Source organism: Pseudomonas sp. BMW13 (genome assembly GCF_013357275.1).
Taxonomy (GTDB): Bacteria; Pseudomonadota; Gammaproteobacteria; order Pseudomonadales; family Pseudomonadaceae; genus Aquipseudomonas; species Aquipseudomonas khazarica.
In genome coordinates this window covers 1-21,370 of the sequence record NZ_SUKD01000005.1, presented here as the reverse complement: position 1 = coordinate 21,370, position 21,370 = coordinate 1, and the positions used below count along the sequence as shown (strand labels likewise).

The 21,370-nt window shown below is 65.0% G+C and carries 23 protein-coding genes and 1 tRNA gene; 18 read left to right on the top strand and 6 right to left on the bottom strand.

What is annotated here, in order from left to right; all coding sequences use genetic code 11:
- Window positions 1–58 precede the first annotated feature (58 nt).
- Window positions 59–496, top strand: coding sequence for a hotdog fold domain-containing protein (locus tag E4487_RS05185; RefSeq protein ID WP_134675943.1), 438 nt, complete (start codon window positions 59–61; stop codon window positions 494–496).
- A gap of 39 nt (window positions 497–535) precedes the next feature.
- On the opposite strand, the gene E4487_RS05180 is transcribed toward E4487_RS05185, so the two are convergent.
- Window positions 536–1,525 (bottom strand): YhdH/YhfP family quinone oxidoreductase, encoded by a 990-nt coding sequence (locus E4487_RS05180; protein ID WP_175252851.1) that lies wholly within the window; start codon window positions 1,523–1,525, stop codon window positions 536–538.
- Window positions 1,526–1,573: 48 nt separating this feature from the next.
- Complete coding sequence (gene sohB, locus E4487_RS05175; RefSeq protein ID WP_037051861.1) at window positions 1,574–2,593, bottom strand: protease SohB; 1,020 nt, start codon at window positions 2,591–2,593, stop codon at window positions 1,574–1,576.
- Between the two features lie 199 nt (window positions 2,594–2,792).
- On the opposite strand from sohB, the gene E4487_RS05170 reads away from it, so the two are divergent.
- From E4487_RS05170 to E4487_RS05155, 4 genes are all read left to right on the top strand, one after another.
- Window positions 2,793–3,491, top strand: a complete 699-nt coding sequence (locus E4487_RS05170; protein WP_047589314.1) for a histidine phosphatase family protein — start codon at window positions 2,793–2,795, stop codon at window positions 3,489–3,491.
- A 57-nt stretch (window positions 3,492–3,548) separates the two neighbouring features.
- Window positions 3,549–3,860, top strand: a complete 312-nt coding sequence (locus E4487_RS05165; protein WP_037051859.1) for an SCP2 sterol-binding domain-containing protein — start codon at window positions 3,549–3,551, stop codon at window positions 3,858–3,860.
- 285 nt (window positions 3,861–4,145) lie between these two features.
- Complete coding sequence (locus E4487_RS05160) at window positions 4,146–5,213, top strand: phosphotransferase family protein (RefSeq protein ID WP_037051858.1); 1,068 nt, start codon at window positions 4,146–4,148, stop codon at window positions 5,211–5,213.
- Window positions 5,214–5,229: 16 nt separating this feature from the next.
- Window positions 5,230–5,997 (top strand): SDR family oxidoreductase, encoded by a 768-nt coding sequence (locus E4487_RS05155; protein WP_037051857.1) that lies wholly within the window; start codon window positions 5,230–5,232, stop codon window positions 5,995–5,997.
- 79 nt (window positions 5,998–6,076) lie between these two features.
- Here E4487_RS05155 and E4487_RS05150 read toward each other — a convergent pair whose 3' ends face one another.
- From E4487_RS05150 to E4487_RS05140, 3 genes are all read right to left on the bottom strand, one after another.
- Window positions 6,077–6,871 (bottom strand): ABC transporter permease, encoded by a 795-nt coding sequence (locus E4487_RS05150; protein ID WP_037051856.1) that lies wholly within the window; start codon window positions 6,869–6,871, stop codon window positions 6,077–6,079.
- Window positions 6,868–7,800 (bottom strand): ABC transporter ATP-binding protein, encoded by a 933-nt coding sequence (locus E4487_RS05145; protein ID WP_037051855.1) that lies wholly within the window; start codon window positions 7,798–7,800, stop codon window positions 6,868–6,870. The genes E4487_RS05150 and E4487_RS05145 overlap by 4 nt, the downstream gene beginning before the upstream one ends.
- A gap of 280 nt (window positions 7,801–8,080) precedes the next feature.
- Entirely contained in the window at window positions 8,081–8,743 is a 663-nt protein-coding gene (locus tag E4487_RS05140; protein ID WP_175252850.1) for a transglutaminase family protein, read from the bottom strand.
- 137 nt (window positions 8,744–8,880) lie between these two features.
- On the opposite strand from E4487_RS05140, the gene E4487_RS05135 reads away from it, so the two are divergent.
- The 13 genes from E4487_RS05135 to E4487_RS05075 all read left to right on the top strand — a co-directional run bounded on the left by E4487_RS05135 (window position 8,881) and on the right by E4487_RS05075 (window position 21,238).
- A complete protein-coding gene (locus E4487_RS05135; protein WP_175252849.1) occupies window positions 8,881–11,328 on the top strand; it encodes an acyl-CoA dehydrogenase in 2,448 nt (815 codons plus the stop codon).
- A 94-nt stretch (window positions 11,329–11,422) separates the two neighbouring features.
- On the top strand, window positions 11,423–11,833 hold the full coding sequence (locus tag E4487_RS05130; protein ID WP_134675946.1) for a PA2817 family protein: 411 nt from the start codon (window positions 11,423–11,425) through the stop codon (window positions 11,831–11,833).
- Window positions 11,834–11,937: 104 nt separating this feature from the next.
- Window positions 11,938–12,486 (top strand): DUF3365 domain-containing protein, encoded by a 549-nt coding sequence (locus tag E4487_RS05125; RefSeq protein WP_047589322.1) that lies wholly within the window; start codon window positions 11,938–11,940, stop codon window positions 12,484–12,486.
- On the top strand, window positions 12,483–12,767 hold the full coding sequence (locus E4487_RS05120; RefSeq protein ID WP_037051846.1) for a metal-sensing transcriptional repressor: 285 nt from the start codon (window positions 12,483–12,485) through the stop codon (window positions 12,765–12,767). The genes E4487_RS05125 and E4487_RS05120 overlap by 4 nt, the downstream gene beginning before the upstream one ends.
- Before the next feature lie 195 nt (window positions 12,768–12,962).
- The gene (locus E4487_RS05115; RefSeq protein ID WP_175252848.1) at window positions 12,963–13,826 is read left to right on the top strand and encodes an MBL fold metallo-hydrolase; all 864 of its coding nucleotides are present in this window, start codon (window positions 12,963–12,965) and stop codon (window positions 13,824–13,826) included.
- Window positions 13,827–13,836: 10 nt separating this feature from the next.
- Window positions 13,837–15,576 carry a bifunctional protein tyrosine phosphatase family protein/NAD(P)/FAD-dependent oxidoreductase gene (locus E4487_RS05110; RefSeq protein ID WP_175252847.1) on the top strand — a complete coding sequence of 580 codons (1,740 nt, stop codon included), beginning with the start codon at window positions 13,837–13,839 and terminating at the stop codon, window positions 15,574–15,576.
- On the top strand, window positions 15,573–17,348 hold the full coding sequence (locus E4487_RS05105) for a SulP family inorganic anion transporter (RefSeq protein ID WP_175252846.1): 1,776 nt from the start codon (window positions 15,573–15,575) through the stop codon (window positions 17,346–17,348). The genes E4487_RS05110 and E4487_RS05105 overlap by 4 nt, the downstream gene beginning before the upstream one ends.
- The gene (locus tag E4487_RS05100) at window positions 17,345–17,725 is read left to right on the top strand and encodes a rhodanese-like domain-containing protein (RefSeq protein WP_150609411.1); all 381 of its coding nucleotides are present in this window, start codon (window positions 17,345–17,347) and stop codon (window positions 17,723–17,725) included. The genes E4487_RS05105 and E4487_RS05100 overlap by 4 nt, the downstream gene beginning before the upstream one ends.
- A gap of 174 nt (window positions 17,726–17,899) precedes the next feature.
- The gene (gene cydP / locus E4487_RS05095) at window positions 17,900–18,118 is read left to right on the top strand and encodes a cytochrome oxidase putative small subunit CydP (protein WP_037051833.1); all 219 of its coding nucleotides are present in this window, start codon (window positions 17,900–17,902) and stop codon (window positions 18,116–18,118) included.
- Window positions 18,115–19,680 (top strand): cytochrome ubiquinol oxidase subunit I, encoded by a 1,566-nt coding sequence (locus E4487_RS05090; protein ID WP_150609409.1) that lies wholly within the window; start codon window positions 18,115–18,117, stop codon window positions 19,678–19,680. The genes cydP and E4487_RS05090 overlap by 4 nt, the downstream gene beginning before the upstream one ends.
- Window positions 19,681–19,690: 10 nt before the next feature.
- Window positions 19,691–20,830 (top strand): cytochrome d ubiquinol oxidase subunit II, encoded by a 1,140-nt coding sequence (gene cydB, locus E4487_RS05085; protein WP_175252845.1) that lies wholly within the window; start codon window positions 19,691–19,693, stop codon window positions 20,828–20,830.
- An 11-nt stretch (window positions 20,831–20,841) separates the two neighbouring features.
- A complete protein-coding gene (cydX, locus tag E4487_RS05080; protein WP_037051820.1) occupies window positions 20,842–20,955 on the top strand; it encodes a cytochrome bd-I oxidase subunit CydX in 114 nt (37 codons plus the stop codon).
- Window positions 20,948–21,238, top strand: coding sequence for a cyd operon YbgE family protein (locus E4487_RS05075; RefSeq protein ID WP_175252844.1), 291 nt, complete (start codon window positions 20,948–20,950; stop codon window positions 21,236–21,238). Before cydX ends, E4487_RS05075 begins: the two co-directional genes overlap by 8 nt.
- Window positions 21,239–21,292: 54 nt before the next feature.
- Here the strand turns inward: E4487_RS05075 and E4487_RS05070 are convergent.
- Window positions 21,293–21,368, bottom strand: a tRNA-Gly gene (locus tag E4487_RS05070).
- Window positions 21,369–21,370 lie beyond the last annotated feature (2 nt).

Sequence of the window (21,370 nt, the reverse complement as noted above, 5' to 3'; positions counted from 1 at the left end):
ACTCGTATACTGCCTCGGCGCGCGCTCATCTTCAATCGCAGACACGCAGGAGAGAGTCATGAGTCAGATGTTGCAGATGTTCCAGCAGGCCGGCGCTGCCCAGTTCAGCGCGATGATCGGCCAGGTCGCCCCCTACTTCGCCAGCATCGCCCCGCAGATGGTCGAGTTGCGCCCCGGCTACGCCGAGGTGCATTTCGCCAAGCGTCGCGAAGTGCTGAACCATATCGGTACGGTGCACGCCATCGCCCTGTGCAATGCGGCGGAACTGGCCGCCGGCAGCATGACCGATGCCTCGATTGCCAGCGGTTGCCGCTGGATTCCCAAGGGCATGACGGTGGAATACCTGGCCAAGGCCGATGGCGACATCCGCACGGTGGCCGACGGCAGCGCGGTGGACTGGAGCCAGACCGGCGACATCAGCGTGCCGGTGATGGCCTACGTCGGCGACAAGCCGGTGTTCCGCGCCGAGATCACCATGTACGTCAGCCAGGCCTGAAAACACAAGGCCCGTCATCGACGGGCCTCGTGCCTGCATTCAGTCCAGTCGCACCAGGATACGGCCGACCATGCCGCCGGAAAGTATGCGCTCGATGGCTGCCGGCAACTCCGCCAGGCCAATTTCCTGGCACAGCGGCGCAAGGTCGAGTTTCCACTGCAGCGAGAGCTTGTCCCACATCGACGCCTTGACCACCAGTGGCAGCTCCACCGAGTCCACGCCCAGCAGGTTGACCCCACGCAGGATGAACGGCAGCACGTTGGCCTGGAAGCCAACGCCGGCCGTCAGCCCGCAGCAGGCCACACTGGCGCTGTGACGCAGCGACTTGACCACGTTGAACAGAATTTCGCCGCCCACGGTATCCACCGCTCCGGCCCAGCGCTCCTTGAGCAGCGGACGCTCCCCACCCTGCTGCAGCTCCTCGCGGCTGACGATCTCGTCGACCCCGAGCCCACGCAGGAAGTCACCCTGCTCGGCCTTGCCGGTCGCGGCGGCGACCCGGTAGCCCAGCTGCTTGAGCAGCACCACGGCAATGCTGCCAACGCCGCCCGTGGCGCCGGTGACCAGCACGGTGCCGGCCTCGGGAACCACACCGGCCTGCTCCAGCTTGTCCACGCACAGTGCGGCAGTCAGTCCGGCGGTGCCGAGGATCATCGCCTCGCGCAGCGGCAAGCCCTGCGGGCGCTTGATCGCCCAGGCAGCCGGCACGCGGATGTACTGGCCAAAACCGCCCGCCGTGTTCATGCCCAGGTCGTAGCCGGTAACGATCACCTCGTCGCCCACCGCGAACTCGGCCACGCCGGACGCCTCGACCACCCCGGCGGCGTCGATCCCCGGCGTATGCGGATACGCCTTGGTGACACCACGGTTGCCGCTGGCGGACAGTGCATCCTTGTAGTTGAGCGAGGAGTAGCGCACCCGGATCAACAGCTCGCCCTGCGGCAACTGTTCGACGTTGCGCCCGACCACTTCACGCTTGAAGGCGCCAGTGGCGTCTTCGCTGACCAGCAAGGCCTTGAACTCAGTCATCACCCTCTCCTCTTGTCATTGTTCGCGCTGTACGCCGTACACGAAGCGCTACCAGAAACGCTGCTGATTGAGACGACTCAACCAGGTCAGGACGAAGCGGTCCAGCGCCATGCTGGCAGCCAGGCCGACACGCTCCTGCAGGCTCTTCTTCTGAGCGAAGTGCAGATGGAACAGTTCAGCCTCGGCGGCACGCTCGGCCAGGTACTGGTCGCTGGTCTTCAGCTCATCCACCAGCAGCCGCTCCTGCGCCGCCATGCCCAGCCAGACCTCGCCGGTGGCGATGGCATCGATGTCCAGTTGCGGGCGATAGCGCGCGACGAAGCCCTTGAACAGCTCGTGCGTGGTTTCCAGGTCTTCCTGGAACTTCTCCCGGCCTTTCTCGGTGTTCTCGCCGAATACGGTCAGGGTACGCTTGTATTCGCCGGCGGTGAGCACTTCGAAGTCGATCTCGTGCTTCTTCAGCAGGCGGTGCACGTTCGGCAGCTGCGCCACCACGCCGATGGAGCCGAGGATGGCGAACGGCGCGCTGAGGATCTTCCCGCCGATGCAGGCCATCATGTAGCCGCCGCTGGCCGCCACCTTGTCCACGCATACCGTCAGCGGTATGCCGGCATCGCGGATACGCACCAGTTGCGAGGACGCCAGGCCGTAGCTGTGCACCATGCCACCCCCGCTTTCCAGGCGCAGCACCACCTCGTCATCGGCCTTGGCCATCGACAGCAGCGCCGTGACCTCGTGGCGCAGGTTCTCGGTGGCCGATGCCTTGATGTCGCCATCGAAGTCGAGCACGAACACCCGCGCCTTGCTCGAAGGCGCCTTCTTCTCCTGCTTGGCTGCCTTGGCCTCGGCCTTGCGCACGGTCTTGAGTTGATCCTTCGACAGCACGCTGTGCTCGAGACGCTCGCGCAGGTCCTTGTAGAAATCGTTGAGCTTCTGCACCTGCAACTGGCCGTTGCCGCGTCGCCCCTTGCCGCGCGTGGCAGCCACCACCAGCAACACCGCGACGATGGCGACCAGCACGGTCAGGGTCTTCGCCAGAAAGCTGGCGTATTCGCTAAGAAACTCCACGGATCCCCCTTGGGTAATACAGCGGCGCCTGGGCGCACAAAGGCCCAAGCATACCGGCGCGGCAACGGGTCGGCCAAGCGCGATGGCGGTTCAGGAATGCCATACAAGCATTTCAAACAAGCGTATGTTTTTTCATTGACAGCCCCCGAGCTTCCTCATAACCTCGCGAAACCTTCAACGTGCCGAGACCGATACGGACGTGGGCAGCATTTACCTGATTCGACATGGCCAGGCTTCATTCGGTGCAGACGACTACGATGTCCTGTCTCCCGTCGGTGTACGCCAGGCCGAAGTGCTGGGCGAGCACCTCGAGCAGCTCGGCATCGCCTTCGATCGCTGCGTCAGCGGCAGTCTGCGCCGCCAGCAGCATACGGCCACGTCGGCCCTGCAGCGCATGAGCAGTGCCCCGGCACTGGACATCGACGACGCCTTCAACGAGTTCGATGCCGACGCGGTGATCCGCAGCCTGCTGCCCGATCTGCTGCCCGAAGAACCCGAGGCGCTGCACATCCTGCGCAACGGCGCACAGAACCGTGCCGAGTTCCAGCGCCTGTTCGCCAAGCTGATCCAGCGCTGGGTATCGGGCGAGCACGACACGCCCGAGCTGCAAAGCTGGCAGGCCTATGTCGAGCAGGTCGCCGGCGGCCTGCAGCGGATTCTCGAACAGGCCCACAGCAAACAGAACATCGCCATCTTCACGTCCGGCGGCACCATCACCGCCCTGCTGCGCCTGATCACCGGCGTACCGGCAGAGAAGGCCTTCGACCTGAACTGGCAAATCGTCAACACCTCGCTCAGCCTGCTGAAATTCCGCGGCAGCGAGGTAAGTCTGGCTTCCTTCAACAGCCATGTGCATTTACAGCTGCTGAAGGCGCCGGAGCTCATCACCTACCGTTGAGCTCCAGCCCACTGCGGCCATCAGGCTGCGCGAAAAACCCGAGAAAAGGATAAGACCATGAGCGTTGCTGACATCGTCCAAACCATGCAATCCAAGTTCAACGCCAGCGCCGCTGCGGGCCTGGATCTGGTATTCCAGTTCAACATCGAAGATGGCGAGAACTACGCGCTGATCGTCAAGGATGGCACCTGCGCCATCGAACAAGGCGACAACCCGAACGCCAACGTGACCCTGATCATGGACAGCGAAACCCTCAAGGGCATCGTCAGCGGCGAAACCGACGGCATGCAGGCCTTCATGGCTGGCAAGCTGCGCGCCGAAGGCGACATGATGCTGGCGATGAAGCTGGGCGAACTGTTCCCGGTCTGATCGGCGAGCCGAGCGCAAGACACGAAAACCGGAGTCCTGGACTCCGGTTTTTTATTGCCCGGCATCCTCTGCGGACTGCCGCCAGGCGACGTCAAAAGCGTTCTCCTGAAATTTTTTCCACACCGGTGCACTGGCGAATGGCTCAGCGCGAAGATGACTGATCAGGCAGTTTGATCGTGGTGCAACACGCCCGCCTATAACGGCGCGTATTGCTTGTGACAGCCTGAGCGCAGCATTAGATTAGCCAATTATCTAGGGCACCCATCATAAGTAGAAGGGATAAGCATGGCGCTCACTGACCAGTCCACCCGTATCCGCTCAGGCGAAGAGCTCGACGCCAGCGTCATCGACGCCTACCTCAAGGCCAACATTCCCGGCCTGAGCGGCGAAGCCAGGATCAGCCAGTTCCCTGGCGGCGCTTCCAACCTGACCTACCTGATCGAGTACCCGCAGCAGGAGTTCGTCCTGCGTCGCCCGCCGTTCGGCCACAAGGCCAAGTCGGCGCACGACATGGGCCGCGAGTACCGCATCCTCAACCAGCTCAACGCAGGTTTCCCCTACTGCCCCAAAGCCTACGTGCACTGCACCGACGACGCGGTGATCGGCGCCGAGTTCTACGTCATGGAGCGCGTCAAGGGCATCATCCTGCGCTCCGAGATGCCGGCCGAGCTGAACTTCACCCCGGAGCAGACCAGTGCCCTGTGCAAGAGCTTCATCGACAAGCTGGTGGAGCTGCACAACGTCGATTACAACGCCTGCGGCCTGGGTGACCTGGGCAAGCCCGAGGGTTACGTCGAGCGTCAGATCAAGGGCTGGAGCGATCGCTACGAGAAAGCCCTGACCCCGGATGCGCCGACCTGGGAACCGGTCAAGGCCTGGCTGAACGACAAGATGCCGGCCGACCATCACAAGCCGGGCATCGTGCACAACGACTACCGCTTCGACAACGTCATCCTCGACCCGAACAACCCGATGCAGATCATCGGCGTGCTCGACTGGGAAATGACCACCATCGGCGACCCGCTGATGGACCTGGGCAACACCCTGGCCTACTGGATCGAAGCCGGCGACCCGGCGCCGGTGCAGCTGATGCGCCGCCAGCCGAGCAACGCCCCCGGCATGCTCACCCGCCAGCAGTTCGTCGACTACTACGCCGAGCAGGCCGGCATCGAGATCAACAGCTTCGATTTCTACTACACCTACGGCCTGTTCCGCCTGGCCGGCATCGTGCAGCAGATCTACTACCGCTTCTATCACGGCCAGACCCAGGACAAGCGCTTCGCCCAGTTCATCCACATGAACAAGCTGCTGGAACAGATGTGCCTGCAGGTCATCGGCAAATCCACTCTCTAACCCCGGGGTAACCACCATGTCCAAGACCCAACTGTTCGATCTCGACGGCAAGATCGCCTTCGTCTCCGGCGCCAGCCGTGGCATCGGCGAGGCCATCGCCAAGCTGCTGGCCCAGCAAGGTGCCCATGTGATCGTCTCCAGCCGCAAGATCGAAGGCTGCCAGGCCGTGGCCGACGCCATCGTCGCGGAAGGTGGCAAGGCCACCGCGATCGCCTGCCACATCGGCGAGATGGAGCAGATCACCAGCGTCTTCGCGCAGATCAAGGAGCAGTTCGGTCGCCTCGACATCCTGGTCAACAACGCCGCCACCAACCCGCAGTTCTGCAATGTGCTGGACACCGACCTGGGTGCCTTCCAGAAGACCGTGGACGTGAACATCCGTGGCTACTACTTCATGTCCATCGAAGGCGGCAAGCTGATGAAGGAGAACGGGGGTGGCAGCATCATCAATGTCGCCTCGATCAACGGCGTCTCCCCAGGCGAGTTCCAGGGCATCTACTCGGTGACCAAGGCTGCGGTGATCAGCATGACCAAGGTGTTCGCCAAGGAGTGCGCGCAGTTCGGCATTCGCTGCAACGCGCTGCTGCCGGGCCTGACCGACACCAAGTTCGCCTCGGCGCTGACCAAGAACGACGCCATTCTCAAGCACGCTCTGCAGCGCATCCCGCTCAAGCGTGTGGCCGACCCGAGCGAGATGGCCGGCGCCGTGCTGTACCTGGCCAGCGAAGCCTCCAGCTACACCACCGGTGTGGCCCTCAACGTGGACGGTGGCTTCCTCTCCTGAGGCCCTGGCCAGAATGAAAAAGGCACCCGATGGGTGCCTTTTTCGTTTCAGGACGACCAGCCACACGCACGGACCGGTTTCACTGACGCATCCCGCGACCACTGACCAGCAGGCGGATGCACAGCGTGTAGAGCGCCGCGGTGGCCAGCAGCATGAAACCGATGGCCACGCCGATACGGATGTCCGACACCCCGAGGATGCCGTAGCGGAAGGCGTTGACCATGTGCAGGATCGGGTTGCCCAGCGAAACCGCCTGCCAGAACGGCGGCAACAGGGTGATGGAATAGAACACCCCGCCCAGGTAGGTCAGCGGCGTCAGCACGAAGGTCGGAATGATCGAGATGTCGTCGAAGTTGCGTGCGTACACCGCATTGACGAAGCCACCGAGGGAGAAGATGGTCGCCGTCAGCAGCACCACCAGCACGGTCACGCCGAGGTGATGCACCTGCAGGTGGGTGAAGAACAGCGACAGCATGGTGACGATCACGCCCACCGCCAGCCCGCGCAGCACGCCCCCGACGACGAAGCCGATGAGGATGGTGTGCGGCGATACCGGCGACACCAGCAGCTCCTCGACGTTGCGCTGGAACTTGCTGCCGAAGAAGCTCGACACCACGTTGCCGTAGCTGTTGGTGATCACCGACATCATGATCAGCCCCGGGACGATGTACTCCATGTAGGTGAAACCGCCCATGTCGCCGATCTGCCGGCCGATCAGATTGCCGAAGATGACGAAGTACAGAACCATGGTGATCGCCGGCGGCAGCAGGGTCTGCGGCCAGATGCGCAGGAAGCGCCGCACCTCGCGGTGGACGATGGTACGCAGGGCCACCAGGTTGGCGGCGAATTCGCTGTTGAGGTACTGGGTATTCATTGCGCCACCTTGGCCAGGTTCTTTTCCACCAGGGAGACGAACAGCTCCTCCAGGCGATTGGTCTTGTTGCGCAGGCTGAGCACCTGCACCTGCTGCTGCGCCAGTTGCTGGAACAGGGCATTGAGGCCCTGGCTCTTCTCCACCTGCACCTCCAGGGTGTGGTGGTCGAGCAGGCGCGCCGGGTAGCCGACCAGGTCAGGCGCCTCGCGGTAGGAGTCCTGCAGGTCGAGCAGGAAGGTCTCGACGTGCAGCTTCTTCAGCAGGTCCTTCATGCTGCTCAGCTCGACGATGCGGCCGTGGTCGATGATGCCGATGTTGCGGCACAGCTGCTCGGCCTCCTCCAGATAGTGGGTGGTGAGGATGATGGTGATGCCCTGCTTGTTCAGGTCGGTGAGGAAGCTCCACATCGAGCGACGCAACTCGATGTCCACCCCGGCGGTGGGCTCGTCGAGGATCAGCAGGCGCGGCTGATGCACCAGCGCGCGGGCGATCATCAGGCGCCGCTTCATGCCACCGGACAGCTCGCGCGAGGCGACATCACGCTTCTCCCACAAGCCGAGCTGGGTCAGGTACTGCTCGGCACGCTCCTTGGCGATGGAGCGCGGAATGCCGTAGTAGCCGGCCTGGGTGACGACGATGTCGAACACCTTCTCGAACTGGTTGAAATTGAATTCCTGCGGCACCACGCCCAGGCAGCGCTTGAGCGCATAGGGCTCGCGGTCGAGGTCGTGGCCGAACACATTGACCGTACCGCTGCTCTTGTTCACCAGCGTGGAGAGAATGCCGATGGTGGTGGACTTGCCGGCGCCGTTGGGTCCGAGCAAGGCGAAGAAGTCTCCCTCGGCGACGTCCAGATCGATGCCGTGCAGGGCCTGGAAGCCGTTTCCGTAGGTCTTGGTCAACTGGCGAATGGTCAGGGCGGAGCTCATGAAGATGGGGTTTCCCGCGCGAGTGAGGTCGTTGAAGGCAGCTCTGAAAACATGGGCGAAGCAATCAGCACGATACCGACGGCGGCCCTGCGAGAACAGGCGAAAAGCGCTCGCAGCCGCGCTGCAGATCAGCCGGGCCAGCAAAGCGTTTTCAGAGATGCCTTGTTGATGAGGGCGAAGAGGCGTGATTGCAACCAGGTGTTTCCGCTCTTCGCAGGCATGCACCCTACCGACCCTGGCGTGCGGAGAAAAGGCCGTCGTGACGATCTTGACTATCGACTCAGTCGATAACACCCGCCTCGCGCTGCATGTCGCCGCTGGGTTGCTGCGCGCCCGGCTCGAACAGATGCGGGTAGCAGTGGCGCAGATGGCCGAAGAACAGCTGCTCGGGCAGGTCCTCGAACTGGCCGTGGTCCTGCAGGTATTCCATGTAGCGCTCGCCCTGCTCGTTGTAGGGGTGGAAGACGCTGTCACAGGTACCGTCGAACGCCAGCGGCGCCACCTTGAACACCCGGCACAGCGCCTCGTTGAACGCAGGCGTGGCCTTGACCCAGCGACCATCGAGGTACAGCTCGGTATAGCCATGCATGGCGAACACCTCGCTGCGCAACAGCTCCAGCAGACGCGGGGTGGACAGGTGATTGCGCACGTCGGCCAGGCCGATGCGCGTTGGAATGCCGCAGTGCCGGGCGCAGGCCGCGAGCAGGATGGCCTTCGGCACGCAATAGGACTCCCCCGCCAGCAGCGCATGGCTGGCCTTCAGCGTCTGTGCATCGAGGCTGAAGGCATAGGGGTTGTAGCGAATCTCGTCACGCACGGCGAGATAGAGTGCGACAACCTGACTGCGCGGTTCTCGTGACGCACCACGGTAACGTTCGGCGAACTCGATTACCCTCGGGTGGTCACTGTCAATGAAGCGGCCGGGACGTAGGTAGGTCTGCATGGGGGCTCCTGAAGTTCGTTTCAGTGTAAGCCTGCCGATTGCGCCAACTTAACGACGATCCGGCCAAGCTCACCGCCCTTGCCGCCATTTGTGGCTATGCTCGGGGCGTCGCCCGCTCGAATCATGGAGGAATGCAAATGCTCGTCATCTGGTTGCTGGTTCTGCTACTCGGGGTCGTCTATCTGGCCCATAGCCGTACCGCCGCCCTGCCCGCGCTGGGCATCACTGCCGCCTACCTGTTGGCCATGGCCCTGTTCAGCCCGGTGCCCGGCTGGCTGCAGCTGCTGCTGTGGATCGTCACCGGCGCGGTCGCTGCCTTCATCCTGCTCGGCGACCTCCGCCGGCAGCTGTTCACCAGCCCGCTGTTCGCCTGGTTCCAGCGCGTGCTGCCGCCCATGTCGAGCACCGAGCGCGACGCCATCGAAGCCGGCACCGTCTGGTGGGATGGCGAGCTGTTCAGCGGCAGACCGGACTGGGACAAGCTGCTGGCCTACCCCAAGGCCACGCTGAGCGAGGAAGAGCAGGCCTTCATCGACGGCCCCACCGAGGAACTCTGCGGCATGATCAGCGACTGGCAGGTCGGCCAGCAGCTGGACCTGCCGGAGAAAGCCTGGCAGCACATCAGGCAGCACGGTTTCTTCGCCCTGATCATTCCCAAGGAGTACGGCGGCAAGGGTTTCTCCGCCTACGCCCACTCGCAGGTGGCGATGAAACTGGCCACCCGCAGCGGTGACCTGGCCTCCACCGTGATGGTGCCCAACTCGCTCGGCCCTGCCGAGCTGCTGCTGCACTACGGCACCGACGCGCAGCGCCAGCACTACCTGCCGCGCCTGGCCAGCGGCGAGGACATCCCCTGCTTCGCCCTCACCGGCCCGCTGGCAGGCTCCGATGCCGGCGCAATGCCCGACACCGGGATCATCTGCAAGGGCCAGTGGAATGGCGAGGAAGTCATCGGCCTGCGCCTGAACTGGGAGAAGCGCTACATCACCCTGGGCCCGGTCGCCACCCTGCTCGGCCTGGCGTTCAAGGCCTATGACCCCGAGCACCTGCTGGGCGACCAGGAAGACCTCGGCATCAGCCTGGCCCTGGTGCCCACCGAGACCCCTGGCGTGGAAATCGGTCGCCGCCACCTGCCGCTGGGCGCCGCCTTCATGAACGGGCCCAACAGCGGCAAGGACGTGTTCATTCCGCTGGACTACCTGATCGGTGGCCAGGAGTACCTCGGCAAGGGCTGGATGATGCTGATGAACTGCCTGTCGGTCGGTCGTTCCATCTCGCTGCCGGCCGTCGGCACCGGCGCCGCCAAGTTCACCAGCCTGACCACCGGCCAGTACGCCCAGTTGCGCGAGCAGTTCAACGTGCCGCTGGCCGCCTTCGAAGGCATTCAGGAGGCCCTCGCGCGCATCGGCGGCAACGCCTGGCTGATGGACAGCGCGCGCATCCTCACCGCCAACGCCGTCGACCTGGGCGAGAAACCGTCGGTACTGTCGGCGATTCTCAAGTACCACCTCACCGAGCGCGGCCGCGAGTGCATCGGCCACGCCATGGACGTGCACGGCGGCAAGGGCATCATCATGGGCCCGAACAACTACCTGGCCCGCTCCTGGCAGGGCGCGCCGATCTTCATCACCGTCGAGGGCGCCAACATCCTCTCGCGCAACCTGATGATCTTCGGCCAGGGCGCCATCCGCTGCCATCCCTATGTGCTCAAGGAAATGGCCCTGGCAGACCGCGAGGACAAGGACCAGGCGCTGGCCGAATTCGACACGCTGCTGATGAACCATATCGGCTTCGCCGTGGGCAACGCCGCCAGCAGCTTGCTCCTGGGCCTGACCCTCAACCGCCTGGGCCAGGTTCCCGGCGACGACATCAGCCAGCCCTACTACCGTGCGCTCAACCGCCTGGCGGCTGCGTTCGCCCTGTGTGCCGACAGCAGCATGATGCTGCTCGGCGGCGACCTGAAGCGCCGCGAGCGCCTCTCGGCACGCCTCGGCGATGTGCTCAGCCACCTGTATCTGGGCTCGGCGGCGCTCAAGCGCTATCACGACCTGGACTACCCGGAGGCCCTGCGGCCGCTCCTGCACTGGGCCATGGAGGAAAACCTGTACCACGCCGAGCAGGCCCTCGATGAGTTGCTGGGCAACTTCCCCAACCGCCTGTTCGGCTGCCTGCTCAAGGTACTGGTGTTCCCGCTGGGCCGCCGCCATCAGGGGCCGAGCGACGAACTGGATGGCGAAGTCGCCGCGATCATCGGCCGCCAGGCCGGCGACCCGGCCCTGGAGTCGGTACTGGAAGGCTGCTATCGCCCGCAGGCCGACCAGGATTCGGTCGGCGCCCTGCAGCATGCGCTGAACCTGGTGCACGCCAGCCACGATGCCCGCAAGCGCCTGCACCAGGCGCTCAAGGATGGCAGCCTGCAACCGGCCCCCGGCCAGGACGCCATCGAAGCGGCGATTGCCGCCGGCATTCTCGACGGCGAGCAGGGCCAGCGCCTGCAGGATGCCGAAGCGGCGCGGCGCCGCGTGATCGACGTCGACGACTTCGCCAAGGAAGAGCTCAAGCTCGGTCGCGGCAAGGTGCGCTGACAGCAGCCGGCACCAGGCCGGCAATCACCCGGACGGGACAGCGGGCGCCAGGAACTCTATACTCCTGCGCCCGTTTTACCCTTCAGGAAATCGCATCATGGCCAGCCATCTCGAACACCACCTCGCCCTGCTCAACCACCTGCGCGGCATCCTCGTCGCCCTGGGCGAAGCCGAACAGGTGCTCGACGACAGCCACGCCCTGTTCCTCGAACGTTACGACGAACTGCTCGCCGAACTGCCGCGTGACCCGGTCTCCAGTCAGTACCTGGGCCAGGACCTGATCAGCCAGGTGTTCAACCGCTACCCGCAGATCGCCCACCTGGTGCCGCGCGACCTGCTGTGGTTCTTCGGCGGCGATTGCCTGCACTTCATGCCGGACGAGGAAATTGCCCTGTACCAGACGCTCGATGAACGTCGCTTCGCCGCCGAAGAGAACGGCGAGCCGTTCGACTGGCACCAGGAAAAGCAACTGCTGACCCTGCCCACCGACGGCGCCCGGCACTGATCCGCACCGGAATGCACCACGAGTCGTCATGTCGCAGGTCGTGGCGATGACAGCGCGCAGGTTTCGTGCATAAATACCCCCACCAGTATTTATGAGGATCGATCATGCGCACCCTGCTGCTCGCCGCCCTGCTTACCAGCGACACCCTGTATGCCGCCACGCCCTGGCAGGAGGACGCGGCGAAGCAGATACCTGCGTTCGCCGAACAGCTGCTCGGCACCGTGCGCCAGGCCATCGCCGATGGCGGGCCGGGTGCAGCGGTCCAGGCCTGCCATGCACTGGCGCCGCAGATCGCCAGCGAACACAGCCGGCAGGCCTGGCAGATCGGCCGCACGTCACTGAAGGTACGCAACCCGGACAACGCCCCCGATGCCTGGGAGCGCCGCGTACTGCAGGATTTTGCCGCCGCAGCCGCCAGCGGCACGCCCGTCGCGCAGCTGCGTCATGCCGAGGAAGTCGACGGGCAATACCGCTACATGCAGGCCATTGCCGTCGGCGAGCCTTGCCTGGCGTGCCACGGTGCGACGATCAGGACAGAGGTAGAGAATGCGATTGACCAGTACTATCCGCATGATCAGGCCCGCGGCTACCAGCTTGGCGAACTGCGCGGCGCCTTCACCCTGAGTCGCCCCATCGCACAGGACACGCCATGACCGAACCCACCGACCTGCACGCACGCATGCTCGAGCAGCAACAAGCGATGCTCAAACGCCTGGCCCGGGTCGAGGGCCAGATACGCGGCATCCAGGCGATGATCAGGCGCGGCGAAGATTGCGCCGCCATTGCCCAGCAGTTCTCGGCGGCGCGCAGTGCGCTGGACAAGTCCTATCGGCTGATGCTCACCTGCCTCATCGAAGAGGCCATGCTCGACCCGGAGCAGGACACCGAAGCGTCACTGCAGCGCGTGCGCGAGATCTTCACCAAGTACACCTGATCACCCCTCTCCGGCGTGCGTTCGAGTCCGCCGGATCTGGCCAAAGCCAAGTCATTCAACGACTTGCAGGACGGTTATGGCCGTCCTGAACAAGGCCACCCTCGCTTATTCCATATCAATCTATGCATAGAACCAAAACACAGTTAAGCTCTTTCTTAACTAAATACTCCCACGGGTATGAGAAGGAGCCTGGTCATGCAGCCCGATGTCGTCGAATTCTTCGATCCTGCCACCTACACCTACAGCTATGTGGTCATTGACCCAGCCTCGCAGCATTGCGCGATCATCGACTCGGTGCTGGACTACGATGCCGCCTCCGGGCGCACCTCGCACGCCAGCGCCGAGCGCATCGTCGCCTTCGTCAGGGCACGCGACCTGCACGTCGAGTGGCTGCTGGAAACCCACGTGCACGCCGACCACCTCTCCGCCGCGCCCTATCTCAAACGCGAACTGGGCGGCCAGTTGGCCATCGGTGAAAACATCAGGGTGGTGCAGAACACCTTCGGCAAGCTGTTCAACGCCGGCAGCGAGTTCGCCACCGACGGCAGCCAGTTCGACCGCCTGCTTCGCGATGGTGACGAGTTCCGCATCGGCGAGCTGCGTGGCCGGGCCCTGCACACCCCTGGCCATACCCCGGCCTGTATGACTTACCTGATCGGCGACGCCGGCTTCGTCGGCGACACGCTGTTCATGCCGGACTACGGCACCGCGCGCTGCGACTTCCCCGGCGGCGATGCCCATGTGCTGTTCCAGTCGATCCAGAAGCTCTTCGCCCTGCCCGACGACACCCGCCTGTTCATGTGCCACGACTACAAGGCAGCGGGCCGCGACGATTTCCGCAACCAGACCACGGTCGCCGAACAGCGCGCGCACAACGTGCACGTTCACCAGGGCATCGCCGAGGCCGATTTCGTCGCCATGCGGCGCGAGCGCGACGCCACCCTGGGCATGCCCAACCTGATCCTGCCCTCGGTACAGGTCAACATGCGCGCCGGTCAGCTGCCGCCGGCCGAAGGCAACGGCACCCGCTACCTGAAGATCCCTCTCGACGTGCTCTGAGGTCATCACCATGGAATCGCTCAAGCGCCTGACCCCGTTCATCGCCGTGGCAGCCCAGTTGCAGCCGGCAGACATGGGCATGCTCGCCGCTGCCGGTTTTCGCAGCGTCATCAACAATCGCCCCGACGGCGAAGAGCAGGGCCAGCCCGGCTCCGCCGAACTGGCGGCCGCCGCCCAGGCCAATGGCCTGGAGTACTACCACCTGCCCGTGGTTTCCGGACAGATCGGCGATGCCGACGTCAGCGCCTTCAATGCCCTGCTGACACAGGCGCGCGGCCCGCTGCTGGCGTTCTGCCGAAGCGGCACTCGCTCGACCAGCCTGTGGGCACTGAGCGAGGCCCACCACCTCGACCCGCAGGTGCTGCTCAGCACCGCAGGCGAGCACGGTTACGACCTCAGTGGGCTGGCGCCACGCCTGCAGCAACGCTGGCAGCAGGCGCCGCTGCCCCAGGCGCAGTCCGCCAGTACGCCCACCCAGCGCTACGACGTGGTCGTGGTCGGAGGCGGCGCGGCGGGCTGTGCGGTGACTGCCAGCCTGTTCAAGCGCAACCCCGAGCTGCGCATCGCGGTGATCGAACCGCGTGAGCAGCACTACTACCAGCCGGGCTGGACCCTGGTGGGTGCGGGCGTGTTCGACCGAGCCCGCACCGAGCGCCCGATGGCGCGCTGCATTCCCCATGGCGCGCACTGGATCCACGCGGCGGTGGCCGGTTTCGAGCCGGAGCAGCAACGGGTGGTGCTGGAAGACGGCAACCGGATCAGCTATCGCGCCCTGGTCGTGTGCCCCGGCCTCAGCCTGCACTGGGATGGCATCGAAGGTCTCAGGGAGACGCTGGGCAAGAACGGCGTGACCTCCAACTACCAGTTCGAACTGGCGCCCTATACCTGGCAACAGGTACAGAACCTGCGCGAGGGCCGCGCCCTGTTCACCCAGCCGGCCATGCCGATCAAATGCGCGGGAGCGCCGCAGAAGGCCATGTACCTGTCGTGCGACTGGTGGCTCAAGCAGGCGGTGCTGGCGCAGATCGACGTCGAGTTCTGCTCGGCAGGCGCGGTGCTGTTCGGCGTCGCGGCCTTCGTTCCGCCGCTGATGCAGTACGTCGAGCGCTATGGCGCACAGCTCAACTTCAATACCGATCTGATTGCCGTCGATGGCCCCGCCAGACGGGCCTGGTTCCGGCAGACCGATGCCAATGGCGAAAGCCGGACGATCGAAAAGACCTTCGACTTCCTGCATGCCGTCCCACCCCAGCGCGCCCCCGAGTTCATCCGCCAGAGCCCGCTGGCGGGTGCCGATGGCTGGCTCGAGGCCGATCACGAAACCCTGCGCCACCCGCGCTTCGGCAACGTCTTCAGCCTGGGCGACGTTTGCGCGGCGCCCAATGCGAAAACCGCAGCCGCCGTGCGCAAGCAGGCCCCGGTCGTCGCCGAGAACGTGCTGGCGCTGCTCGCTGGCCGAGGCCCACAGGCGATCTATGACGGCTACGGCTCCTGCCCGCTGACGGTGGAGCGCGGCAAGGTGGTGCTGGCCGAGTTCGGCTATGGCGGCAAGCTGCTGCCGACCTTCCCCCTGGACCCGACCGTGCCGCGCCGCCTGGCCTGGGACCTGAAGGTGAAGATGATGCCTGGCATCTACTTCGACCTGATGCTCCGGGGGCGCGAGTGGCTGGCAGAACCCAGGCATCTGCCGCATCAGCCCCTGGCGGTGGAGGCAGCCGCAGCGTGTGACTTCGACAAGGAGCAGAAATGAAGCCGAGCCACTGGCTGCCCTGTCTGCAATGGGGGCGCACGTACAACCGCGCCAGCGCCTCGCAGGATGGACTGGCCGCGGTGATCGTCACGCTGATGCTGATCCCGCAGAGCCTGGCCTACGCCATGCTCGCGGGCCTGCCGCCGGTGACCGGCCTGTACGCCAGTATCCTGCCGCTGCTGGCCTATGCCGTGTTCGGCACCAGCCGCACCCTGGCCGTCGGCCCGGTGGCCGTGGTTTCGCTGATGACCGCCGCCAGCCTGGCACCGCTGTTCCCTGCCGGCAGCCCCGAATACATCGGCGCCGCGATGCTGCTGGCCTTGCTCTCGGGCCTGCTGCTGGCCGCGATGGCCATGCTGCGCCTGGGTTTCGTCGCCAACTTCCTCAGTCATCCGGTGGTTTCCGGCTTCATCAGCGCCTCCGGCATCCTCATCGCCGTCGGCCAGCTCAAGCACCTGCTGGGCGTCTCCGCCTCCGGCGAGAACCTGCTGCAGCTGCTGCCAGAGCTGCTGCAGGCACTGCCGCAGACGCACTGGCCCACGCTGATCATCGGCCTGCTCAGCCTCGCCTGGCTGGGATGGGCCAGGGGTTACCTCAAGCAGACGCTGCAACGCCTCGGGCTGTCGGCGCAGCTGGCCGGCAACCTGGCCAAGGCCGGGCCGGTGCTGGCCATCGTCGTCGCGATCATCGCGGTCAGCCTGCTGCACCTGCAGCAGGCCGGGGTCAAGGTCGTCGGCAGCGTGCCCCAGGGCCTGCCCGGCCTGACACTGCCGACGCTGAACCTGGAGCTGGCCGTGCAGCTGCTGCCGGCCGCGCTGCTGATCAGCCTGGTGGGCTTCGTCGAGTCGGTCTCCGTCGGCCAGACGCTGGCGGCGAAACGCCGCCAGCGCATCCAGCCGGACAACGAGTTGCTCGGCCTGGGAGCGGCGAACCTTTCCGCAGCCTTCAGCGGCGGCTTTCCCGTCACCGGCGGCTTCGCTCGCTCGGTGGTCAATTACGATGCCGGGGCGCAAACCCCCATGGCCGGCGTGTTCACCGCCATCGGCATCGGCGTCAGCGTGATGCTGCTGACGCCCCTGCTGCACGACCTGCCGCAAGCGGTGCTGGCAGCCACCATCATCGTCGCGGTGCTCAGCCTGGTGGACCTGCGATCGCTGCGCCATACCTGGCGCTACTCGCGCCAGGATGGCGCAGCGCAGGCCGCGACCCTGTTCGGCGTGCTGCTGATCGGTGTCGAAGCCGGCATCCTCATCGGCGTCGGCCTGTCGCTGCTGCTGTTTCTCTGGCGCACCAGCCAGCCGCACATGGCTGTGGTCGGCCAGGTACCGGGCAGCGAGCACTTTCGCAACGTCGAGCGCTTCGCCGTGGTCGAGTCACCCAGCGTGCTGTCGCTGCGTGTCGACGAGAGCCTGTACTTCCCCAATGCCCGCTATCTGGAAGACCGTATCGGCGAGCTGATCGCCAGCCGCCCGCAGGTGCGTCACCTGGTGCTGATGTGTCCGGGCGTCAACCTGATCGACGCCAGCGCCCTGGACTCGCTGCACGCCATCGTCGAGCGCCTGCATGCGGCCGGCGTGCAGCTGCACCTGTCCGAGGTCAAGGGACCGGTGATGGATCAGCTGCGCCGCTCCGACTTCCTCGAACGCTTCGCCGGCCAGGTATTCATCAGCCAGTTCCAGGCGCTCAAGCACCTGGCGCCGCAGCTGACCCGGGAGACCCTGGAACGTGCCGATACTCCCTACCCCATACGCGACGAAAGGAACGTTTCATGAAGAGCGCACATGACCTGGTGGCCGCCGCCAGGAGCCGCATCGACGAAGTCGATCTGCCGCAGGCTGACGCGGCCATCCAGGCTGCCGACCTGCTGATCGACGTGCGAGAGGCGGACGAATTCAGCGCGGCGCACATTCCCGGCGCCGTCCACATCCCTCGCGGGCTGCTGGAGTTCAGGCTGAGCAACGACCCGCAACTGGCCAACCGCGACCTCAGGCTGGTGCTCTACTGCAAGAACAGTGGACGCTCGGCGCTGGCCGCCGACGCCCTGCGGGAAATGGGCTACCGCCAGGTGCTTTCCCTGGCAGGTGGTATCGATGCCTGGCAGGCCGCCGGACGCGACGTGCTCGCCCCCAGCCTGCCGGAATTCGACTGAAACGGCCCGTGACCGGCAACGTCTGTCACCGTCGGCAGGCTAATCGCGGTTCTACTGACCTGCATCAATCCCCGGCACTTCTATACTCCCCCAGGTAATCAGTAACATTAGGACACACACTGCCAGCGAGCGTCGCCCGCTCAGGGCCGCCCGCTGCCAGCAAGGAGCTCCTGGATGTCCGAACGCCAACCCTCCGCCTCCGTATGGCGCATCCCGCTCGTACGCGAGATCGCCGTGATCCTGCTGATCAAGCTGACCCTGCTGCTGAGCATCAAGGCCATCTGGTTCAACGAGCCGACCGTCCCCGGCGACGGCCAGCAACGCGTCGAGGCCCACCTGTTCGGCCCCGCTACCACCCCCTCTTCAATACCCACCGAGGAGAAACCGAGATGATCTCGGAATCAGTCGTCGACCTGTCACGCCTGCAGTTCGCCATGACAGCGATGTATCACTTCATCTTCGTCCCCCTGACCCTGGGCCTGGCCTTCCTGCTGGCGATCATGGAGTCGGTCTACGTGATGACCGGCAAGCAGGTCTATCAGGACATGGTCAAGTTCTGGGGCAAGCTGTTCGGCATCAACTTCGCCCTGGGCGTCACCACCGGACTGACCATGGAGTTCCAGTTCGGCACCAACTGGGCCTACTACAGCCACTACGTCGGTGACATCTTCGGCGCGCCACTGGCCATCGAAGGGCTGATGGCCTTCTTCCTCGAATCCACCTTCATCGGCCTGTTCTTCTTCGGCTGGGATCGCCTGTCCAGGCTGCAGCACCTGACCGTGACCTGGCTGGTGGCACTGGGTTCGAACCTCTCGGCGCTGTGGATCCTGATCGCCAACGGCTGGATGCAGAACCCGGTCGGCGCCGAGTTCAACTTCGAGACCATGCGCATGGAGCTGACCGACTTCGGCGCCCTGCTGTTCAACCCGGTGGCCCAGGTCAAGTTCGTGCACACCGTGGCGGCCGGCTACGTCACCGGTTCGATCTTCGTCCTGGCGATCTCCAGCTACTACCTGCTGAAAAAGCGCGACCAGGGCTTCGCCCGCCGCTCCTTCGCCATCGCTTCGGCCTTCGGCCTGGCCTCGATCCTCTCGGTGATCGTCCTGGGCGACGAATCCGGCTACGAGATCGGTGACGTGCAGAAGACCAAGCTGGCCGCCATCGAAGCCGAGTGGGACACCCACCCGGCACCGGCTGGCTTCACCCTGTTCGGCCTGCCCAACCAGCAGGAGCAGCGCACCGACTATGCGGTGAAGATTCCCTACGTGCTGGGCCTGATCGCCACCCGCTCGCTGGATGAAGAGGTCAAGGGCATCAAGGACCTGCTCATCGAGCACGAGGCACGCATCCGTACCGGCATGAGCGCCTACGCGCTGCTGGAGCGCCTGCGCGGCGGCGACAAGTCGGCAGAGACCATCGCCGCCTTCAACGAGGTCAAGAACGACCTGGGCTACGGTCTGCTGCTGAAGAAGTACACGCCGAACGTGGTCGATGCCAGCGAAGCGCAGATCAGGCAGGCGGCGCTGGACACCATCCCCAACGTGTTCAGCCTGTTCTGGACCTTCCGCATCATGGTCGCCTGCGGCTTCCTCATGCTGGCGCTGTTCGCCTGCGCCTTCTGGGCCTCGGCGAAGAAGAACGAGGAAAGCAAACCCTGGCTGCTGAAATGGGCGCTGTGGAGCCTGCCCCTGCCGTGGATCGCCGCGCAGACCGGCTGGTACGTGGCCGAGCATGGTCGCCAGCCCTGGTCGATCGGCGAGGTGCTGCCGACCCACCTGTCCGCCTCCAGTCTGTCGACCGGCGACATCTGGGGCTCGCTGACGGCGCTGATCGCCTTCTACAGCCTGCTGCTGGTGGTGGAGATGTACCTGATGATCAAGTTCGCCCGCCTCGGCCCCTCCAGCCTGCACAGCGGACGCTACCACTTCGAGCAACAGCAGCCGGCCCACGCCTGAGGACTTCGTCATGTTCGACTACGAAACACTGAAACTCGTGTGGTGGGTGCTGATCGGCGTGCTGCTGATCGGCTTCGCCCTGACCGATGGCTTCGACATGGGCGCCATGGCGCTGATGCCCTTCGTGGGCAGGACCGACAACGAACGCCGCGTCGCCATCAACACCATCGCCCCGCACTGGGACGGCAACCAGGTATGGTTCATCACCGCCGGCGGCGCGCTGTTCGCCGCCTGGCCAATGGTCTACGCGGTGGCCTTCTCCGGGCTGTACTGGGCGATGCTGCTGGTGCTGTTCGCCCTGTTCTGCCGGCCCGTCGGCTTCGACTACCGCAGCAAGGTCGGCGACCCGCGCTGGCGCAGCGCCTGGGACTGGGCCCTGTTCGTCGGCGGCGCGGTGCCTGCGCTGGTATTCGGCGTGGCCTTCGGCAACCTCTTCCTCGGCCTGCCCTTCCAGCTCGACGACATGATGCGTTCGACCTACCACGGCTCCTTCTTCGCCCTGCTCAACCCGTTCGCGCTGCTCTGCGGCGTGGTCAGCCTGAGCATGCTCTGCGCCCATGGCGGCGCCTGGCTGATGCTGCGCACCGAGGGTGACCTGGCAGCACGTTCGCGCCGCGCCACCTACCTCTGTGCACTGCTATTCCTGGTTGGCTTCCTTCTCGCTGGCAGCTGGCTGGCCATGGGCATCGAAGGCATGACCCTGGCCAGCGCCGTGGATGCCGGCGCCGCCCTGAACCCGCTGAACAAGCAGGTGATCGCCGACAACGCTGGCTGGCTCGGCAACTATGCCCGTTACCCGGTGACCCTGGTCGCCCCCGTGCTGGCCGTGCTCGGCGCCCTGCTGGCGATTCTCGCCAGCACCTGGCGACGCGCCGGCCTGGCCTTCGCCGGCAGCAGCCTGATGATAGTCGGGGCCATCTGCACCGCAGGCTTCGCCCTGTTCCCCTTCGTCTTCCCCTCGAGCCTCGATCCGGCCTCCAGCCTGACCTTGTGGGACGCGGTATCGAGTCGCAAGACCCTGGGCATCATGTTCGTCGTCGCCTGCATCTTCGTTCCGCTGATCCTCGTCTACACCCTGTGGGGCTACGTGAAGATGTGGGGCAAGCTCAACGAGCAGAGCATCGAAGCCAACCCCCACGGCCTGTATTGAGGAGAAACGCGATGTGGTACTTCACCTGGATTCTTGGCGTGCTGCTGGCCTGCAGCTTCGGCATCATCAACGCCCTGTGGCTGGAAACCACTCAGGACCTCGACACCGAGAGCGAGCATGAGTGAACTTGCCCTGAGCGAGCGTGCACCACTGCGCGCGCTCTCCTGGCTGCTGGCGGTGCCCATGGCGCTGGTGCTGCTGATCCATCCCGGCGCCATGCTCGACAGCCAGGGAGGCTACAGCCATTCGCTGCTGATGCTGGTGATGTGGGGCGTGTCCTGCGCCTTCATCCACGGCGTCGGCTTCACGCCGCGCCTGCGGCTCTGGCGCACGCTGTTCTCGCCCTGGCTGGGCTGGGGCCTGTGCGGGCTGGGCTATGCCCTGCTGGGCATGGCACAAGCGACCTGAAGGCAAATCGCAGAAACGAAAACGCCGCTCGAATGAGCGGCGTTTTCGTTTATTTGGAGCGGGAAACGAGACTCGAACTCGCGACCCCGACCTTGGCAAGGTCGTGCTCTACCAACTGAGCTATTCCCGCGG

What these genes read in the sequence shown, in the direction of transcription:
- E4487_RS05185 (WP_134675943.1), top strand. Translation starts at nt 59, where the DNA reads ATGAGTCAGATGTTGCAGATGTTCCAGCAGGCCGGCGCTGCCCAGTTC.
- E4487_RS05180 (WP_175252851.1), bottom strand. Translation starts at nt 1,525, where the DNA reads ATGACTGAGTTCAAGGCCTTGCTGGTCAGCGAAGACGCCACTGGCGCC.
- E4487_RS05165 (WP_037051859.1), top strand. Translation starts at nt 3,549, where the DNA reads ATGAGCGTTGCTGACATCGTCCAAACCATGCAATCCAAGTTCAACGCC.
- E4487_RS05160 (WP_037051858.1), top strand. Translation starts at nt 4,146, where the DNA reads ATGGCGCTCACTGACCAGTCCACCCGTATCCGCTCAGGCGAAGAGCTC.
- E4487_RS05155 (WP_037051857.1), top strand. Translation starts at nt 5,230, where the DNA reads ATGTCCAAGACCCAACTGTTCGATCTCGACGGCAAGATCGCCTTCGTC.
- E4487_RS05150 (WP_037051856.1), bottom strand. Translation starts at nt 6,871, where the DNA reads ATGAATACCCAGTACCTCAACAGCGAATTCGCCGCCAACCTGGTGGCC.
- E4487_RS05145 (WP_037051855.1), bottom strand. Translation starts at nt 7,800, where the DNA reads ATGAGCTCCGCCCTGACCATTCGCCAGTTGACCAAGACCTACGGAAAC.
- E4487_RS05140 (WP_175252850.1), bottom strand. Translation starts at nt 8,743, where the DNA reads ATGCAGACCTACCTACGTCCCGGCCGCTTCATTGACAGTGACCACCCG.
- E4487_RS05135 (WP_175252849.1), top strand. Translation starts at nt 8,881, where the DNA reads ATGCTCGTCATCTGGTTGCTGGTTCTGCTACTCGGGGTCGTCTATCTG.
- E4487_RS05125 (WP_047589322.1), top strand. Translation starts at nt 11,938, where the DNA reads ATGCGCACCCTGCTGCTCGCCGCCCTGCTTACCAGCGACACCCTGTAT.
- E4487_RS05120 (WP_037051846.1), top strand. Translation starts at nt 12,483, where the DNA reads ATGACCGAACCCACCGACCTGCACGCACGCATGCTCGAGCAGCAACAA.
- E4487_RS05115 (WP_175252848.1), top strand. Translation starts at nt 12,963, where the DNA reads ATGCAGCCCGATGTCGTCGAATTCTTCGATCCTGCCACCTACACCTAC.
- E4487_RS05110 (WP_175252847.1), top strand. Translation starts at nt 13,837, where the DNA reads ATGGAATCGCTCAAGCGCCTGACCCCGTTCATCGCCGTGGCAGCCCAG.
- E4487_RS05105 (WP_175252846.1), top strand. Translation starts at nt 15,573, where the DNA reads ATGAAGCCGAGCCACTGGCTGCCCTGTCTGCAATGGGGGCGCACGTAC.
- E4487_RS05100 (WP_150609411.1), top strand. Translation starts at nt 17,345, where the DNA reads ATGAAGAGCGCACATGACCTGGTGGCCGCCGCCAGGAGCCGCATCGAC.
- cydP (WP_037051833.1), top strand. Translation starts at nt 17,900, where the DNA reads ATGTCCGAACGCCAACCCTCCGCCTCCGTATGGCGCATCCCGCTCGTA.
- E4487_RS05090 (WP_150609409.1), top strand. Translation starts at nt 18,115, where the DNA reads ATGATCTCGGAATCAGTCGTCGACCTGTCACGCCTGCAGTTCGCCATG.
- cydB (WP_175252845.1), top strand. Translation starts at nt 19,691, where the DNA reads ATGTTCGACTACGAAACACTGAAACTCGTGTGGTGGGTGCTGATCGGC.
- cydX (WP_037051820.1), top strand. Translation starts at nt 20,842, where the DNA reads ATGTGGTACTTCACCTGGATTCTTGGCGTGCTGCTGGCCTGCAGCTTC.
- E4487_RS05075 (WP_175252844.1), top strand. Translation starts at nt 20,948, where the DNA reads ATGAGTGAACTTGCCCTGAGCGAGCGTGCACCACTGCGCGCGCTCTCC.